Consider the following 15,017-nt stretch of genomic DNA (forward strand, 5'->3'; position numbering starts at 1 on the left):
TCGCCCCGGGGTACGGTTGTGCCCCGGGGCGGTTTTTTTTGGGGCGGGGTGCAATGGACCGTCTGGACGAGATGGACGGTATGGACTTGGTGGACGGGAGGGTCAGCCTTCAAGCCATCTGCGCAGTCTGGTTGTTTCCTCCTTCCATTGGGGGCTGAAGCGCAGGTCGAGGAAGCGGGCGTAGGCCGTGTCCACGTAGGCCATGCATTTTTCCGTGAGGTAGACCTTTTCGAGGATGCGGGCGTCGGGGTCCTCGCCCTCCTCCAGCTTGGTGTCCACCTTTGGGGTCTTGAGGCCCTGGAGGGTGAAGGTCGAGGCGTCGAGCAGGACCTGCCAGGCGGCCTCGTCCTTTTCGATGCGCACCTTGACCTTGTTGACCTTCTTGCCGGTGGCCAGGCCCATGCGGGCTTCCCGCAGCTCGGCCATGGGGCCGCTGCACACGGCCGTTTCCTTGGCTTCGCCCTCGCCGCCCTGGACCGAGACCTTCTGTTCCACGGTCACGGAAAACGCCTCGCCGTCCCTGGTGCGGAAGAGCCCGCTGCTCGTTTCGCTGGCGAACCACAGCCAGGTCAGGAATTCCTGGCCGAGCATGAGGCTGACTGTCTGCGCGTGATCCAGATCCATCATGCACCTCCCTGGGCGAAAACGGTGGGTTCGAACTCGTCCAGTTCTGCCTGGCGGTCCTTGCCGAGGAGCTGCAGGGCGAGAAAATACGGGGTCAGGGGTTCGAGGGTCAGGCCGAAGGTGTGGGTGAAGAGCTCCTCGAACAGCTCCGTCAGCTTGGACTGGGTCGAAGCGATGGACACGATCTGTTTGTCCGTGTCCCAGATGACGTCGAAGCAGGCCGGGATGGGCAGGGTCCTGGCCCGCAGGCGCAGTTCGACCTGGTCGCGGATCTCGGCCTTCTGCTCCTTGGTCACGAACTTCTTGCCCTGCTCGCGCATGGCCTGCATGGCCTCGTTCATGGCCACGAGGAGGTGCTTCTTCATGACCGCCGGGGGGATGCGCCGGGTGTCCAGGCGCAGGGTGAAGGCCAGGTAGGGGCCTTTTTCCGGGGGGCAGAGGGCGAAATCGGGGTCGAGCATGTTGTCGAAGGAGACCCAGCCGAAGCTGCGCTCCTCGGCGCTGCCGTCGATGTCGCGGAAGGCGTTGCGTTTGAGCCGGTCCTCGATCTCGTGCCACAGGGTCGAGGGGATGTCCTCCTCGACGATGCGGTAGCGGGTGAGGCCGACGCTGGCTGACATGAATCCCAAGGTATCCTCCCTTGCGCCGCCTTTGACGGCACCATGGTTTTGTTTCAAAGTCGTTTCATTGCAAACCGAAAATTCCGGAGCGCCCATGCCCAACGCCCTGTGCATCCATGGCCATTTCTACCAGCCGCCCCGTTTCGACCCCTGGCTCGAGACCGTCCTGCCCGAAGGCAGCGCCGCGCCGGAGCACGACTGGAACGCGCGCATCACCAGGGAATGCTACGCCCCTCTGGCCTGGGCCCGCAGGCTGGACGGCCGGGGCCGCATCCACGAACTGGTGAACTGCTACGCCTGGATGAGCTTCAACTTTGGTCCGACCCTGCTGCGCTGGATGGAGCTGCACGCGCCGCAGACCTATGCGCGCGTCCTTGAAGGGGACAGGCTGAGCCTTGCGCGACTGGGACATGGCAACGCCCTGGCCCAAGTGTACCACCACGCCATCATGCCCCTGGCCACGGATTTGGACAAGGACCTGGAAGTGGCCTGGGCCGTCCAGGATTTCCGGACACGCTTCGGCCGCGACCCCGAGGGCATGTGGCTGGCCGAGACGGCCGTGGACCTGCCGACCCTTTCGGCCCTGGCCAGGGCCGGCATCGGCTTCACCATCCTCGCCCCGCGGCAGGCCAAGGCCGTCCGCTCCGGCGGCGGGGAGTTCAGGACCGTGACCGAGGACAGCCTCGACACTACGCGGCCCTATCTGGTCAGGCTCCCGGAAGGCAAGAGCATAAATGTGTATTTCTACGACGGGGCCGTGTCGCGGGCCGTGGCCTTTGAGCGCCTGCTGGCCAGCGGCGAGAATTTCTGGACCCGCCTCACGGGCTCCCTGCCGGGGGGCCTGCGGCACATCGCCACGGACGGGGAATCCTACGGGCACCACTTCATGTTCGGCGAGATGGCTCTGGCCTACGTCATCGAGCAGGCCCGCCAGGGCCGCGATGATGTGGCCTTGACCAACTACGCGGCCCATCTCGCGGCCCATCCGGCCACGGACGAGGCGCTCATCCACGAGAACACGTCCTGGAGCTGCGTGCACGGGGTGGAGCGCTGGAAGACCCACTGCGGCTGCTCCGACGGCGGCCACCCTGACTGGATGCAGGACTGGCGGCGGCCCCTGCGCCGAAGCCTCAACTATCTCAAATATTATGCGGACGAGCACTACTCGCGGCGCGGGGCGGCCCTCTTCGGCGATCCCGCCCTGGCCCTGAGGGAGTACGGGCTGGTTCTGGCGGGGGCCGAGCCCCTGGCCGCCTTTCTGGAGAGGCACTGCACGCCGGGCCTTGCCGCATCCGAACGCACCGACGCCTGCCGACTGCTGCTCATGCAGCGCCTGTCCCTGGCCGCATTCGCCAGCTGCGCCTGGTTCTTCGACGAGGTGACCCGCATCGAGCCCCTGGGCGCCCTGACCTCGGCCCGGCGAGCCCTGGACCTGCTTTCGGCCACGGGCGGGCCCGATGTGGAGGCCGGATTCGTGCGCGTCCTGTCCGAGGCCCACTCCAACATCCGGGACGACTGGGACGGCGAGGCCATCTGGAAGACGCTGGTCACGCCCCGGCGGCCGTCTCTGGCGGAGCTTTCGGAATATGCCGTGAACTTCCCGGATTCGTCCGGCCGGATGAGGGCGCAGTGGCCCGGCCTGCGCCTGGAGGTCGAGGACGGCGCCGCGGGCAGAAGGGCCAGGGGGTTCTGGACGCAGACCCTGGAAGAGGAAGAAGCGCTCCTGCCGGCCGGGCCCGCTCATCGCTCGCGTTTCAGGACCGAGGTTTCCTATCGTCTTTCGCGGGAGATGGAGCGCGGTCTGCTGGCCGAGTCAAGACGGATGGCCGAAATTCTGGACCCGCTTATGGCCGGTTTCGACGAGGGGCAGAAGGTTCCGCAGGAACGCCTGGCCCTGCTGGCCCCCGGGCTGGTCTGGAACTGGCTTTTCGGGGGGCGGACATTACCCGCCGACGTGCTGGGTTTTCTGAACGCCTGGCTGTCGGCCAACAAGGACATGCGCAACCTGCTGGAGGGGCTGGCCGAGGAGCGCGGCACGGACATGGCCCGCGACCTCAAGGCCAATTCCCATGCGCTGACGGAGCTCATCGCCCGCACGCGCCGTCTGGGCATGTCCATCTATTGGTGGGAGGTCCAGAACCTGGTCATGGCCGAGCCCAAGCGCTGCGTGCACGAGGAACTCTGCCTGCTCCTGAACCTGTCCCTACCCGAGGCCTGACATCCTCCCACCGCAGGCCCACCGAACATACAAGGGGTGCAGGGGGCGGGGCCCCCTGCCCGCCGGAGGCCTGCTTTCCCTCTCTTCAGTCTTTCTCCAACCACGCTTTCCAAACCTCTCGCGCCCGTTGGGCGTAGAGTTCCTTGCGCTTTTTCTTGGGCGCTTTCCTGTTCAGGGCGGGCATGAGGCCGAAGTGGACGTTGGAGGGCTGGAAGTGTTTGGCCGGGGTGCGCAGGTGCGAGAGGAGGGCGCCCAGGGCGGTTTCCTGCGGGGGCAGGTCCGTATTGCCGGCCAGGTGCAGGCCCAGCCAGAGGCCGGTGGCGGCGGATTCGAGGTAGCCTTCGACGCCGCTGATCTGTCCGGCGAGGTAGGTGCGTGGGCGGTTTTTGAGTTCGAGGGTCGGGGTCAGGGCTTCGGGGGCCAGGACGTAGGTGTTGCGGTGGATGCTGCCCAGGCGCAGGAACTCGGCGTGTTCGAGGCCGGGGATCATGGCGAAGATGCGCTTCTGTTCGCCGTATTTGAGCTTTGTCTGGAATCCGACCATGTTCATGGCCGTCTTTTCCAGGTTCTCGGCGCGCAGCTGGACCACGGCGAAGGGCTGGCGGCCGGTGCGCGGGTCCGTGAGGCCCACTGGCTTGAGGGGTCCGAAGGCCAGGGTCATCTCGCCGCGTTCGGCCATGACCTCAATGGGCAGGCAGCCCTCGAAGTGCATCTCCTTCTCGAACTCCCGGGGGGCGACCTTCTCGCCGTCGATCAGGGCGCGCACGAAGGCCAGGTACTGCTCTTCGGTCATGGGGCAGTTGAGGTAGTCCTTGTCTTCGGGGGCGTAGCGCGAGGCCCAGAAGGCCGTGTCCGTATCCACGGATTCGGTCAGCACGATGGGCGCGATGGCGTCGTAGAAGGCCAGGGAGTCGCGGCCGACGATGCGGGCCAGGTCGGCGGACAGGGCGTCGGAGGCCAGGGGGCCGGCGGCGACGATGAGGGCGTCGTGGCCCTGGCCGTCAAGCTCGTCCAGGCTTTGGATCTCGCGGCGCACCAGAGTGATGCGCGGGTGTTCCAGGACGCGCCGGGTCATTTCGCGGGCAAAGCGTTCGCGGTCCACGGCCAGGGCCTTCCCGGCGGGCACTTCCGTGCCCTTGGCCACGTCCATGACCAGGCTGCCCAGTTCGGACATTTCAAGCTTCAAAAGGCCGATGCCCGTTTCGGGTTCGGCCGAGCGGAAGGAGTTGGAGCAGACCAGTTCGGCCAGGTCTTCGCTGTGGTGGGCCAGGGAGAAGCGATGGGGCTTCATCTCGTAGAGCACGACGTCGTGCCCGGCCTGGGCCAGTTGCCAGGCGGCCTCGCAGCCGGCCAGCCCGGCGCCGATGATTCCGTAGGTTTTCACGGCATTCTCCTCCTGATGGTGAAAGACGGGCTTGTGACCCAAGGCTGCGACGGGGTCAATCCCGGTGTTCGAGGCGTGCGGCTGGTTTGGGCGGTTGTGGTTGGCGGGCGCCGAAGCGCCCGCCCGGGATTTCAGGCCGCGGCCTGTCGGCTGCGGATCTTCTTTTCGGCCTCGATGATCAGGTAGGCCACCAGGGAGGCGGCGATGATCTTGACCCACGGCAGCACGCCGATGGGTGCGCTGCCGAAGAGGGTGTTCATGAACGGCAGGTAGGTGAAGGCCAGCTGCAGGACGACCATGAGCACGAATCCGCCGGTGACCCAGGGGTTGGTCCAGAAGCCCAGCTCGAAGGGCGAGCGGGTGAAGGAGCGGCTGTTGAAGAGGTAGAAGGCCTCGACCATGACGAAGACGTTGACGGCCACGGTGCGGGCCTGTTCCTGCACGCCGGTGGTCCGCAGCTCCCACTCGTAGAGGCCGAAGGCGGTGACGAGGAGGATGGCGCCGACGAGGAGGATGCGGATGTAGAGCTCCGTGTCGAGGATGGGCATGGCCGGGTCGCGGGGGGGGCGGTCCATGATGCCGGGTTCCTTGGGCTCGAAGGCGAGCATGAGGCCCAGGCACCCGGCCGTGGTCATGTTGATCCACAGGATCTGCACCGGCAGGATGGGCAGGGCCACGCCGAGGAGGATGGCCAGGAGGATGACCAGGCCTTCGCCGACGTTGGTCGGCAGGGTCCAGACGATGAACTTGAGGAGGTTGTCGTACACGCCGCGCCCTTCCTCCACGGCGGCCTCGATGGTGGCGAAGTTGTCGTCGGTCAGGATCATGTCTGCCGCCTCCTTGGCCGCCTCGGTGCCGCCCTTGCCCATGGCCACGCCGATGTCGGCCTGCTTGAGGGCCGGGGCGTCGTTGACGCCGTCGCCGGTCATGGCCACGATCTCGCCGCGGCCCTGCAGGGCCATGACCAGGCGGAGCTTCTGGTCCGGGGCCACGCGGGCGAAGACCGCGGTTTCGGCGGCCTTGCGGGTCAGTTCGTCGTCGGACAGCAGGGCCATGTCGGAGCCCGTCATGACCTGGCAGGTGGGCCGGCCGGGGCAGGTCTCGATGCCCAGGCCCAGCTGCACGCCGATGGCCGCGGCCGTGACGGCGTGGTCGCCGGTGATCATCTTGACCTTGACCCCGGCGCGCTTGAAGGCGTCCACGGCCAGGATGGCCTCGGGGCGCGGCGGGTCGATCATGGCCTGCAGGCCGATGAAGATGAGGTCCGCGGCCACGTCGTCATGGGTCAGCGTGTTCGTGTCCGCGGGCAGTTCCTTGCAGGCCATGGCCAGGACGCGCATGCCTTCCAGGCCCAGGCGTTCGACCTCGGCCCGGATCAGATCGTGATCCAGGGGCGCCAGGGATCCGTCGGCCTGGAGTTCGCGGGCGGCGCGCTGCAGGACGGATTCCACGGAGCCCTTGAAGAAGGCCAGGCGCGGCGCGCCCTTGCCCTGGTCGTGCAGGGTGGCCATGTACTGGTGTTCGGACTCGAAGGGCAGGGTGTCGAGCCGCGGCAGGCGCCGGGCTTCGGCGTGGGCTTCCAGCTCGGCCTTGGCGGCGGAGACCAGCAGGGCGGCCTCGGTCGGGTCGCCGATGACCTTTTCCGCGCCGTCGTCGTACTCGATGCGCGTGTCGTTGCACAAAAGGCCTGCCAGCAGCGTGCTGCCGAGGGCCTCGTTGTCCTCGTCCAGCCCGTCGATGCGGCCCTCGGGGCGGTAGCCCGTGCCGTGCACGGCGTGGGTGCGGCGGCCGGCGAAGATGGCGGTCACGGTCATCTGGTTTTCGGTCAGGGTGCCGGTCTTGTCCGAGCAGATGACGGATGCGCCGCCCAGGGTCTCCACGGCGGGGAGCTTGCGGATGATGGCCCCGCGCGCGGCCATGCGCGAGACGCCCATGGCCAGGATGACGGTCACGGCGGCGGGCAGGCCTTCGGGGATGGCGCCCACGGCCAAGGCCACGGCGGCCATGAACACGTCGGCCGGGTTCTCGCCGTGCAGCAGGCCGGCCACGAAGGTCAGGCCGGCCAGGCCGAGGATGGCCCACAGGAGCAGATGGCTGAATTTCGAGATCTTGCGGGTCAGGGGCGTGGCCAGTTCGTCGGCCTCGGAGACCATGGTCGAGATGCGGCCGATCTCGGTCTGGTCGCCCGTGGCCACGACCACGCCCGTGGCCTGGCCGTAGGTGACCAGGGTCGAGGCGTAGGCCATGTTGCGGCGGTCGGCCAGGACCGTGTCGCGGTCCAGGATGTCCTCTTTCTTGCCGACGGGCACGGATTCGCCCGTCAGGGCCGACTCGTCCACGCGCAGGTCCTTGATGGCCGTGAGGCGCACGTCGGCCGGGACCTTGTCGCCGGAGCGCAGTACGACCACGTCGCCGGGCACCAGTTCCACGGCGTTGACGCGCCGCGTCGCGCCGGAGCGGATGACCACGGCCTCGGTGACCATGGCCTTGGCCAGGGCCTCCAGGGCCCCGGCGGCCTTGGCCTCCTGGATGTAGCCGACAATGGCGTTGACCAGGACCACGCCGACGATGACCGCGGAGTCGACGACCTCGCCCAGCACGGCGGTCACTATGCCGGCCGCGATGAGGATGTAGACCAGGGGCTGGTGGAACTGGAGCAGGAAGCGTTCGATCTTGCTTTTGCCCTTGGTCGCGGTCAGGGAGTTTGGGCCGAAGTGCTCGGCCCGGCGTTTGACCTCGAAGGTGTCGAGGCCTTTGTCCAGGTCGGTCTGCAGCAGATCCGCCGCTTCCCGGGGCGGGAGGTGGTGCCAGAGTTTTCCGAGAAAGGATTCCATAACGTCGCTCCTTGGCGTTTTGTCTGCAACTTTTTCACGGCAAGCGAGGAAAAGACAAGTATTTACTGAGTAGTGCACATGGTGGCAAACTTCAAGCCGGAGTTCGGATTCGTCTGCATACCGGCAACATCGGCCGAACAGCGCGAGGGGAGGCGACTGCCCCGCGAACCCTTTTGACAGGATTTGCCCATGATATCAGGTTCGTGCAAAAATTTCTTGCGGTGGATGTCCTTGGCGGGGCTGCTTTCGGTCCTGGCCTTCGCGCTGGCGGTGATCGTCTCGAACACGGGGTTTGCGCCCTGGTACGCCGGGATCAGGTCGCCGATGCTCGGCGTTTCCTATGGAGAAGCGGTCCTCGGGCGGCCCGTGCTTGTCTGGATCAACCTGGCCCTCGTGAGCGCCCTCCTCTTCGTGGTCGCCCTGGAGTGCAAGCGAGGTGTGACCGAGGAGGAACTGTCCGGTCCCGACCGGCTGCGGCTTCCCGCGTTGGGCGCATTGGGCGGGATGCTCGCGGCGGGGGCGGTTCATGCCCTTTTGTCCAAGGCGCAGGGAGGTTCCGGGGCGTTGTGGGTTGCGTCCATGGGTACGGACGTGGCCTTGGGGCTGGCCGTGCTGTCGCTCCTTGGGGAACGTGCGCCCGCGGCGTTGAAATCCCTGTTCGCCACCATGGCCATGTTTTCCCTGCTCGGGTCGTCGGTCGTCCTGGTCGTGGTGCAGGGAGGGCTGCCGTCCTGGCCCGTGCTGACCGCTGCCGGTGCCTGCGCGACCGTCTTTGTCTGCCTGCGCTTTGCGGCCGTTGAGCTTGTCTCGCCATATGTGCTGACGGGCGCCGTCCTGTGGGCGGTGGCTGCGGGCGAAGGTTCCCTGGCCGTACTGGCCGGCCCGCTGACGGCTCTCTTCGTTCCAGGCCGGAGCAGGGACGCGAGCGCCTCCCCTCTTCTTGGACTGGAACAGGATTTGCTTCCCACGGTGTGCTGCGTGGCGCTGCCGATTCTGGTCTTCGCGAGCGCCGGCTTTTCGCCGGTCGAAGCTCCCGCGGGTTCCTCGACGGAGCGTGAGGCGCTGCCGGCCTTCCTGGGAATGTTCCCGGCCAAGGCGGCAGGAATCTTCGGGATGTGCTGGATGGGGACAAAGCTGCGGCTGTGCGCCCTGCCGGCAGGGATAGGCTGGAAGGAATTCGGCGGAGCGGCGCTGCTCTGTGGGACCGGGTTCACGGTGAACGTTTTTCTCGGCCTCGCCCTCGCCGGGCACGACGGACCGACCGTGAACGAAATCCGGTTGGCGGCCATGGCGGCTTCGGCGCTGTCCGTCTCATGCGGGTATGCAATTCTGCGCTATGCCCTTGCCCGTCGACGCAACAAGGTTATACAGAGAGCATGATGGGAGGTTGCCATGAAATTTCGATACGTCTTGATTCTTCTCGCGTTTGTATTTTTGACGCAGGCCTGCGTCATCGCGCCCGCTCCGCCGGTATACCGCGATGATGGATACAGGCAGGGGCCTCCGCCCCACGCCCCGGCCCATGGATATCGCAAGAAACAGCGGTATTACAGATATTATTATTATCCGGAAGTGGGCGTGTATTTTGATCTGGACCGCCGGCTCTACTTCTATCTCGACGGCGGCTGGCGCGCTTCGACCCGCCTGCCCGGGAACCTGCGCGTGGGCCTCTACGGCCCGGTGACGCTTGAAATGGATCTGGCGGAACCGTACCGCCGCTATGACGAGCACCGCCACAGCTACCCTCCCGGCCACGGGAAGAAAAAGAACAAGCACAAGAAATGGTAGCGCCCGGATTCTCCCTTGTGGCTGAGGGGCCCGGATTCCTTGTCGTGGACAAGGATCCGGGCCTCGATTTTCACGACTGCGACGGCCGCCCCGGGCTGTGCACGCTGGCCGGGCGGCATCTGGGGCGACCCGTGTTCCCGGTGCACCGTCTGGACAAGGCCACGTCCGGGCTCCTGCTTCTGGCCACGGACCGAAGCCGGGCGGCAGACTTGGCGGCCCTGTTCCGGGAGCGGCTCGTGGAGAAGTTCTACCTCGCCCTTTCGGACTCCCCGCCGCGCAGGAAGCAGGGGCTGGTGCAGGGGGACATGGTCCGCTCCAGGCGCGGGACATGGAAGCTGACCCGGACCATGGAGCGCCCGGCCGGGACGCGTTTCTTCAGCTTCTCCGTGGGGCCGGGCCTGCGCCTGTTCGTCCTCAAGCCCCTGACCGGGCGCACGCATCAGCTTCGCGTGGCCATGAAGAGCCTCGGCTCCCCCATCCTTGGCGACGAACTCTACCATCCCCGCGTGCCGGACTGGCCGGACCGCATGTACCTGCACGCCCACACCCTGCGCTTCCACCTTGAGGGAGCGGAGTTCGGCTATGCCTGCGCGCCGAGGGTCGGGAGGCTGTTTCTGGAAGAGCCGTTCAGGCAGGTTTTCGGGAGTCTGGGGGCCCTGGAGGCGCTGCCCTGGCCGGGAAGGTGAAGATGGAGGAGTGTCGGGCAGCGCGACGGGCGCGGCTCAGGTGTCCAGCAGGTTGTTGCCCTTGACCCGCATGCGGGCGTTCAGGGCGTCGATGCGCTCCTGCAGGCGGGCGCGGCGGTGTTCGTTCTTTTCGCCGTAGAAGGCGCGCAGCAGGAAGTTGCGGCAGTGGAAGAGGGTGTGGGACTCCTGGTCGATGTCGACCAGCTTGCCGCAGATGGCGCAGGTGCTGAATTTGGCCATGCCTCACTTCCCCTTCTGCGGGTTGAAGACGGCCTTGGGGTCGTCGTCCCATGACACCCCGGTCAGCAGGCGGAACATCTTGAGTGCCTCGATGTGCTCCGGGGCCAGGGACAGGGCGAGGCGGATGCACTCCAAAGATTTTTCGGGCTGGTTGTCGCAGAAATAGGCCTTGGCCATGTTGTAGTGGATGTTCTCGTCCTTGGGACTCAGCTCGATGGCCTGGAAATAGGCCTGGATGGCCTCCTTGTACTGCTTTTCCTGGCGCAGCCGGATGCCCAGTGTGTTGTAGGGATTGGGCGCGTTGACGTCGTACTTGACGATTTCGACGAAAATTTTCTTGACCTTGGCGAAATTGTTCAGCCTTGCGTACTCTTCGGCCGCCTTCTGCAGATAGAAGCGGTAGCGATCCGTGTCGTTCTTGCCCAAGTATGCCCTCGCCAGGCCTTCGTAGGCCTTGATGAAGGTCTGGTTGCGGGACAGGGACTGGTTGAAGGCCAGGATGGCCTCGGACCACTTCTTTTCCACCAGCAGCTGGCAGCCCTGGAAAAAATACTTGCTGGCCAGGTCCTCCTGGTGGCTGACGACCATGGTCAGATCGCCGATGGCGTCTTCGAAGCGGCCCTGGGTGATCATGGTGTCGGCCAGGTCGATGGTCTCCCGCTCGCCGTCCTGGAAATGGTCGAGCTTTTCGGACTGCAGCATGTGGTTCTTGAGGGACGCCAGGTTGTAGGGCCGCAGGACCAGACCCGAGCAGCCGGCGGAGATCATGGACAGCACGAACTCCTCGGTGCGTTCGGAGGAGATGACCAGGATGTGCAGGAACTCCGATGTGCGGACTTCGCGCAGGGCCGTGACGAATTCGGGCAGGGAGAGGTCCTCGACCTCCGTGTCGACGATGATGATCCGCGACGGGTTGTATTTGATGAACTCCGCGGCCGCCCTGCCCGAGGAGAAGCGGGCGCAGTTGGTGTAGCCAAGCCTGGCGAGGTTGCCCCTGGTTTCCTGAAACAAGGCGTCCTGGCTCGTGGCCACGAAAACGAGATCCGACATGTTCATCCTGGATGGCCCCGGTAAACGCGTATGGGAGTGAGTACGTATCATTTCGTACGATATTCCCGGACAACGCACAAGGGCGGCCCTTTGGCCTTGACATGACCCCGGCCCGTCGGGCTACCCCGGAACGGTTCGCCTGCCTCCGCATCGACCGTTGTACGCAGCAGCGCCGCCGGCCTCCCGCCGGCGGGCATCAAAGTACGGCCTTTGGGCCGTTGGTCCTCACATGGAAATCGAAAAAAAGCCTGAAATCCTCGCCCCGGCCGGCGACACCGACAGCTTTCTGGCTGCCGTGGCGGCCGGAGCCGACGCCGTCTACTGCGGCCTCAAGAATTTTTCCGCGCGCATGGAAGCGGAGAACTTCTCCCTGACCGAACTCGCGGCCCTGACCGAACTGGCCCATGCCCGGGGCGTGCGGGTGCACGTGGCCGTGAACAACCTGCTCAAGGCGCCCGAACTGGCCCAGGCCGGACGGCTCATCGACCGACTGGCGCAGCAGGTGCGGCCCGACGCCCTCATCGTGCAGGACCTCGGCCTGCCGGCCCTGGCCCGTCAGGCGGGCTTCAAGGGGGAACTGCACCTCTCGACCCTGGCCAACGGCGGGACCATCTCCGGCCTGCCGCAGATCCTGGCCTTGGGCGTGAACCGCCTGGTCCTGCCGCGCGAGCTGTCCATCGACGAGATCAAGGCAGTGGCCGCGCACTGCCCCGAAGGCCTGAGCCTGGAGGTCTTCGTGCACGGCGCCCTGTGCTACGCCGTCTCGGGCCGCTGCTACTGGTCCAGCTACCTAGGCGGCAAGAGCGGCCTGCGCGGCCGCTGCGTGCAGCCCTGCCGGAGGCAGTACGTGCAGAAGAACCAGAAGGGCGCGTTCTTCTCCTGCGACGACCTGTCCCTGGACGTGCTGGTGCGGCCCTTGAGCGGCGTGGACAAGGTCGAGTCCTGGAAGATCGAGGGCCGCAAGAAGGGGCCGCACTACGTCTTCTACACGGTCAAGGCCTACCGCATGCTGCGCGACGCGGGGGGCGACCCGGCCCAGCGCAAGGCCGCCCAGGAGTTGCTGGAAATGGCGCTTGGGCGCCCGGGCTCGCACTACAATTTCCTGGGGCACCGGCCCTCGAACCCCATCGCCGACCGAGAGCAGACGGCTTCGGGGCACATGGTCGGCAAGGTCCAGGGCGGCATGAAAGCCTACATTTCGCCGCGCGAGCCCCTCAAGAGCGGGGACCTGCTGCGCATCGGCTACGAGGACCAGGCCGGGCACCAGACGGTCAAGGTCCGCCGCGACGTGCCCAAGGGCGGCCGGCTGGACCTGCCCAAGGGGCCGGGGAGGCCCGCGCCGCAGGGCGCGCCCGTCTTCCTGGTCGACCGGCGCGAGCGCGAGCTGCAGGCCATCATCGCCGACCTGCGGCAGGAACTGGCCACGGACCGGCCGAGCCGGGAATCCACGTTCGCGCCGACCCTGCCCAAGCGGGCCAAAGTCAAGGGTCGTCCTCGCGAAATGGACGTGTGGCGCAAGCTGCCCAAGCGCATCGGCAACCAGAGCGAGCAGGCCGTGTGGCTGACGCCCGGCGTGGAGCGAGACATCTCGCGCAACATCTTCGGCCGCATCTGGTGGTGGCTGCCGCCCGTGGTCTGGCCGGCCGAGGAGAAGGCCTGGACCGACTGCCTGGACAACATGACCCGCCTCGGCGCCCGGCAGTTCGTACTGAACGCGCCCTGGCAGCTGGGCCTCTTCGCCAAGCCCGAACGCCAGACCTTCTGGGCCGGCCCCATGTGCAACACCGCCAACCCCCTGGCCCTGGCCGAACTGGCCAGGATGGGCTTCGCAGGGGCCTTCGTCAGCCCTGAACTGGACCGGGAGGGCTTTCTGGAACTGCCCGCCCTGTCGCCCCTGCCCCTTGGCATCCTGGTCCGCGGCATCCATCCCCTGTGCGTCTCGCGCATCCGCTCGGAAAGCCTGAAGGAGCGCGACCCCTTCCAGAGCCCCAAGGGCGAGCAGTTCTGGTCCCGGACCTACGGCAACCTGGTCTGGACCTTCCCCACCTGGGAACTGGACCTGAGCGAAAAGTGGACGGAACTGGAAAAGGCCGGCTACGCCCTCCTGGCCAGGCTGCATGAGCCCGTGCCGGACAAGGTGGTCATCAAGGAACGGCAGGGGCTCTGGAACTGGGATCTGAAGATGCTGTGAAGCCGCCTGGAAAAATCCGTTCCGGACAGCGTTGCTCCCCGATATTCGAGGGTTCATGGAGGCGGTGACACTTCATCCCCGAAAATCGGCCCGAGCTTTGGTAGAACGGGTTTTGAACGGCTCGGAATACGTGCATTTTCTTCATGAGTTCGTCAGCAATAGCTCAATCCGGCTGGAGCCGAAGAGATGCGGGCCTGAGAGATTAGGTCCGCTTTTTTTATATCGATGTAATGTGCAATAAGTAGTTGATGTGCCGCATGAGTGATCTTGTATTGCCTGAAGAGAGAGAAATATAGTGGAAATTTCGGCAGTACATTTGCGCGATGAGTGCATCATTGCGTGCTCATTGTGCGTAATTAAATGGGAAATAAAATCAATATTGAACAAAGTAAAAATTTGATGCTAGCAGCTTCCGAAATTCACAAGGAGGTTGTTGGATGAAGAAACTGTTTCATGTCATGATCTGTGTGCTGCTCTTCGGTCTTCTGCTCGGCGCGCCGTCCTTTGCCGCCGACCTCATCAACGTCAACACCGCCACCGTGGAGGAGCTGACGTCTCTCCCCGGCATCGGCCCCGCCACGGCGGCCAAGATCGTGGAATACCGCGAGGCGCACCCCTTCGCCACGGTCGAAGAGATCCTCGAGGTCAAAGGCATCGGACCCGCCAAGTACGAGGCCATCAAGGATCGTATCTCCGTTGGGGAGCCGCCGGCCAAGAAAGAATAACTCCAGAAGGTTATGCTCTTCCTCCAGCGCGGTCCCGGTCATTCGGCCGGGGCCGCGATTTTTTTGTCGTAATAATTCCCGCCTTCTTGCATATCGTTCAGAATAACTGTACGAAGTCGCCATGCTCTCGCAACTTTTCACCTCCAAGACACGCATCCAGCTTCTCCTGAAGCTCTTCCTCAACCCCGACGTCTCCTGCTATCTGCGGGAACTGGCCACGGAATTCGCCGTCTCCCCCAACGCCGTCAAGGAAGAGCTGGATAGCCTGACCGAGGCCGGCTACCTCGAAAAGAAGAAACAGGGCCGTTCCCTTTTCTTCCGGGCCAACACCAGCCACCCCATTTTTCCGGAGCTGCACTCCATCGTCAAAAAGAGCCTAGGCATCGACCGGGTCATCGAGGAAGTGCGGGCCGATCTGGGCGACGTGGATGCGGTGTATATTCTCGATGATTATGCCCTGGGCAAGGATTCGGGGCTCATTGACTTGCTCATCGTCGGCGAGGTCAAGGCCGACAGACTGCGGGAGTATGTACGCATCACTGAGGAAAAGATCAGGCGCAAGCTGCGGGTGATGGTGGTCGGGGTGGAAGAGTTCGCGGATTCGAATCAGACTTTTTTGCAACGACCGCATTGGAAGGTGGTTTAGGCACGAGGTGA

At 65.2% G+C, this 15,017-nt stretch carries 13 protein-coding genes; 7 read left to right on the top strand and 6 right to left on the bottom strand.

Annotated features, from left to right (window positions below; genetic code table 11):
- Window positions 1-102: 102 nt before the first annotated feature.
- Both ACZ5AC_RS16145 and rdgC read right to left on the bottom strand, forming a co-directional pair.
- On the bottom strand, window positions 103-624 hold the full coding sequence (locus tag ACZ5AC_RS16145; protein WP_464248597.1) for a hypothetical protein: 522 nt from the start codon (window positions 622-624) through the stop codon (window positions 103-105).
- Window positions 624-1,253, bottom strand: coding sequence for a recombination-associated protein RdgC (gene rdgC, locus ACZ5AC_RS16150; RefSeq protein ID WP_464248598.1), 630 nt, complete (start codon window positions 1,251-1,253; stop codon window positions 624-626). The genes ACZ5AC_RS16145 and rdgC overlap by 1 nt, the downstream gene beginning before the upstream one ends.
- 85 nt (window positions 1,254-1,338) lie before the next feature.
- On the opposite strand from rdgC, the gene ACZ5AC_RS16155 reads away from it, so the two are divergent.
- The gene (locus tag ACZ5AC_RS16155) at window positions 1,339-3,462 is read left to right on the top strand and encodes a DUF3536 domain-containing protein (RefSeq protein ID WP_464248599.1); all 2,124 of its coding nucleotides are present in this window, start codon (window positions 1,339-1,341) and stop codon (window positions 3,460-3,462) included.
- Between the two features lie 85 nt (window positions 3,463-3,547).
- Here ACZ5AC_RS16155 and trmFO read toward each other — a convergent pair whose 3' ends face one another.
- Together trmFO and ACZ5AC_RS16165 are read right to left on the bottom strand one after the other, a co-directional pair.
- Window positions 3,548-4,846, bottom strand: coding sequence for a methylenetetrahydrofolate--tRNA-(uracil(54)-C(5))-methyltransferase (FADH(2)-oxidizing) TrmFO (trmFO, locus tag ACZ5AC_RS16160; protein WP_464248600.1), 1,299 nt, complete (start codon window positions 4,844-4,846; stop codon window positions 3,548-3,550).
- Between the two features lie 131 nt (window positions 4,847-4,977).
- Window positions 4,978-7,680, bottom strand: coding sequence for a cation-transporting P-type ATPase (locus ACZ5AC_RS16165; protein WP_464248601.1), 2,703 nt, complete (start codon window positions 7,678-7,680; stop codon window positions 4,978-4,980).
- A gap of 189 nt (window positions 7,681-7,869) precedes the next feature.
- On the opposite strand from ACZ5AC_RS16165, the gene ACZ5AC_RS16170 reads away from it, so the two are divergent.
- The 3 genes from ACZ5AC_RS16170 to ACZ5AC_RS16180 are packed head-to-tail and all read left to right on the top strand — an operon-like array spanning window position 7,870 to window position 10,154.
- The gene (locus ACZ5AC_RS16170) at window positions 7,870-9,060 is read left to right on the top strand and encodes a Na+/H+ antiporter NhaA (RefSeq protein WP_464248602.1); all 1,191 of its coding nucleotides are present in this window, start codon (window positions 7,870-7,872) and stop codon (window positions 9,058-9,060) included.
- 12 nt (window positions 9,061-9,072) lie between these two features.
- Window positions 9,073-9,468 (top strand): hypothetical protein, encoded by a 396-nt coding sequence (locus tag ACZ5AC_RS16175; RefSeq protein ID WP_464248603.1) that lies wholly within the window; start codon window positions 9,073-9,075, stop codon window positions 9,466-9,468.
- A gap of 44 nt (window positions 9,469-9,512) precedes the next feature.
- Entirely contained in the window at window positions 9,513-10,154 is a 642-nt protein-coding gene (locus ACZ5AC_RS16180) for a pseudouridine synthase (protein ID WP_464248604.1), read from the top strand.
- A 36-nt stretch (window positions 10,155-10,190) separates the two neighbouring features.
- Here the strand turns inward: ACZ5AC_RS16180 and ACZ5AC_RS16185 are convergent, their stop codons facing one another.
- Both ACZ5AC_RS16185 and ACZ5AC_RS16190 read right to left on the bottom strand, forming a co-directional pair.
- Entirely contained in the window at window positions 10,191-10,394 is a 204-nt protein-coding gene (locus tag ACZ5AC_RS16185; RefSeq protein WP_028578126.1) for a hypothetical protein, read from the bottom strand.
- A gap of 3 nt (window positions 10,395-10,397) precedes the next feature.
- Complete coding sequence (locus ACZ5AC_RS16190; RefSeq protein WP_464248605.1) at window positions 10,398-11,444, bottom strand: tetratricopeptide repeat protein; 1,047 nt, start codon at window positions 11,442-11,444, stop codon at window positions 10,398-10,400.
- A gap of 229 nt (window positions 11,445-11,673) precedes the next feature.
- Here ACZ5AC_RS16190 and ACZ5AC_RS16195 point away from each other — a divergent pair, with 229 nt between their 5' ends.
- From ACZ5AC_RS16195 to ACZ5AC_RS16205, 3 genes are all read left to right on the top strand, one after another.
- Complete coding sequence (locus ACZ5AC_RS16195) at window positions 11,674-13,635, top strand: peptidase U32 family protein (protein WP_464248606.1); 1,962 nt, start codon at window positions 11,674-11,676, stop codon at window positions 13,633-13,635.
- Between the two features lie 437 nt (window positions 13,636-14,072).
- Window positions 14,073-14,360, top strand: coding sequence for a ComEA family DNA-binding protein (locus tag ACZ5AC_RS16200; RefSeq protein ID WP_464248607.1), 288 nt, complete (start codon window positions 14,073-14,075; stop codon window positions 14,358-14,360).
- 121 nt (window positions 14,361-14,481) lie between these two features.
- Window positions 14,482-15,006 (top strand): winged helix-turn-helix domain-containing protein, encoded by a 525-nt coding sequence (locus ACZ5AC_RS16205; RefSeq protein WP_464248608.1) that lies wholly within the window; start codon window positions 14,482-14,484, stop codon window positions 15,004-15,006.
- Window positions 15,007-15,017 lie beyond the last annotated feature (11 nt).

The organism is Desulfomicrobium aestuarii, from assembly GCF_055385525.1.

What these genes read in the sequence shown, in the direction of transcription:
- ACZ5AC_RS16145 (WP_464248597.1), bottom strand. Translation starts at nt 624, where the DNA reads ATGGATCTGGATCACGCGCAGACAGTCAGCCTCATGCTCGGCCAGGAA.
- ACZ5AC_RS16155 (WP_464248599.1), top strand. Translation starts at nt 1,339, where the DNA reads ATGCCCAACGCCCTGTGCATCCATGGCCATTTCTACCAGCCGCCCCGT.
- ACZ5AC_RS16165 (WP_464248601.1), bottom strand. Translation starts at nt 7,680, where the DNA reads ATGGAATCCTTTCTCGGAAAACTCTGGCACCACCTCCCGCCCCGGGAA.
- ACZ5AC_RS16170 (WP_464248602.1), top strand. Translation starts at nt 7,870, where the DNA reads ATGATATCAGGTTCGTGCAAAAATTTCTTGCGGTGGATGTCCTTGGCG.
- ACZ5AC_RS16175 (WP_464248603.1), top strand. Translation starts at nt 9,073, where the DNA reads ATGAAATTTCGATACGTCTTGATTCTTCTCGCGTTTGTATTTTTGACG.
- ACZ5AC_RS16185 (WP_028578126.1), bottom strand. Translation starts at nt 10,394, where the DNA reads ATGGCCAAATTCAGCACCTGCGCCATCTGCGGCAAGCTGGTCGACATC.
- ACZ5AC_RS16190 (WP_464248605.1), bottom strand. Translation starts at nt 11,444, where the DNA reads ATGTCGGATCTCGTTTTCGTGGCCACGAGCCAGGACGCCTTGTTTCAG.
- ACZ5AC_RS16195 (WP_464248606.1), top strand. Translation starts at nt 11,674, where the DNA reads ATGGAAATCGAAAAAAAGCCTGAAATCCTCGCCCCGGCCGGCGACACC.
- ACZ5AC_RS16200 (WP_464248607.1), top strand. Translation starts at nt 14,073, where the DNA reads ATGAAGAAACTGTTTCATGTCATGATCTGTGTGCTGCTCTTCGGTCTT.
- ACZ5AC_RS16205 (WP_464248608.1), top strand. Translation starts at nt 14,482, where the DNA reads ATGCTCTCGCAACTTTTCACCTCCAAGACACGCATCCAGCTTCTCCTG.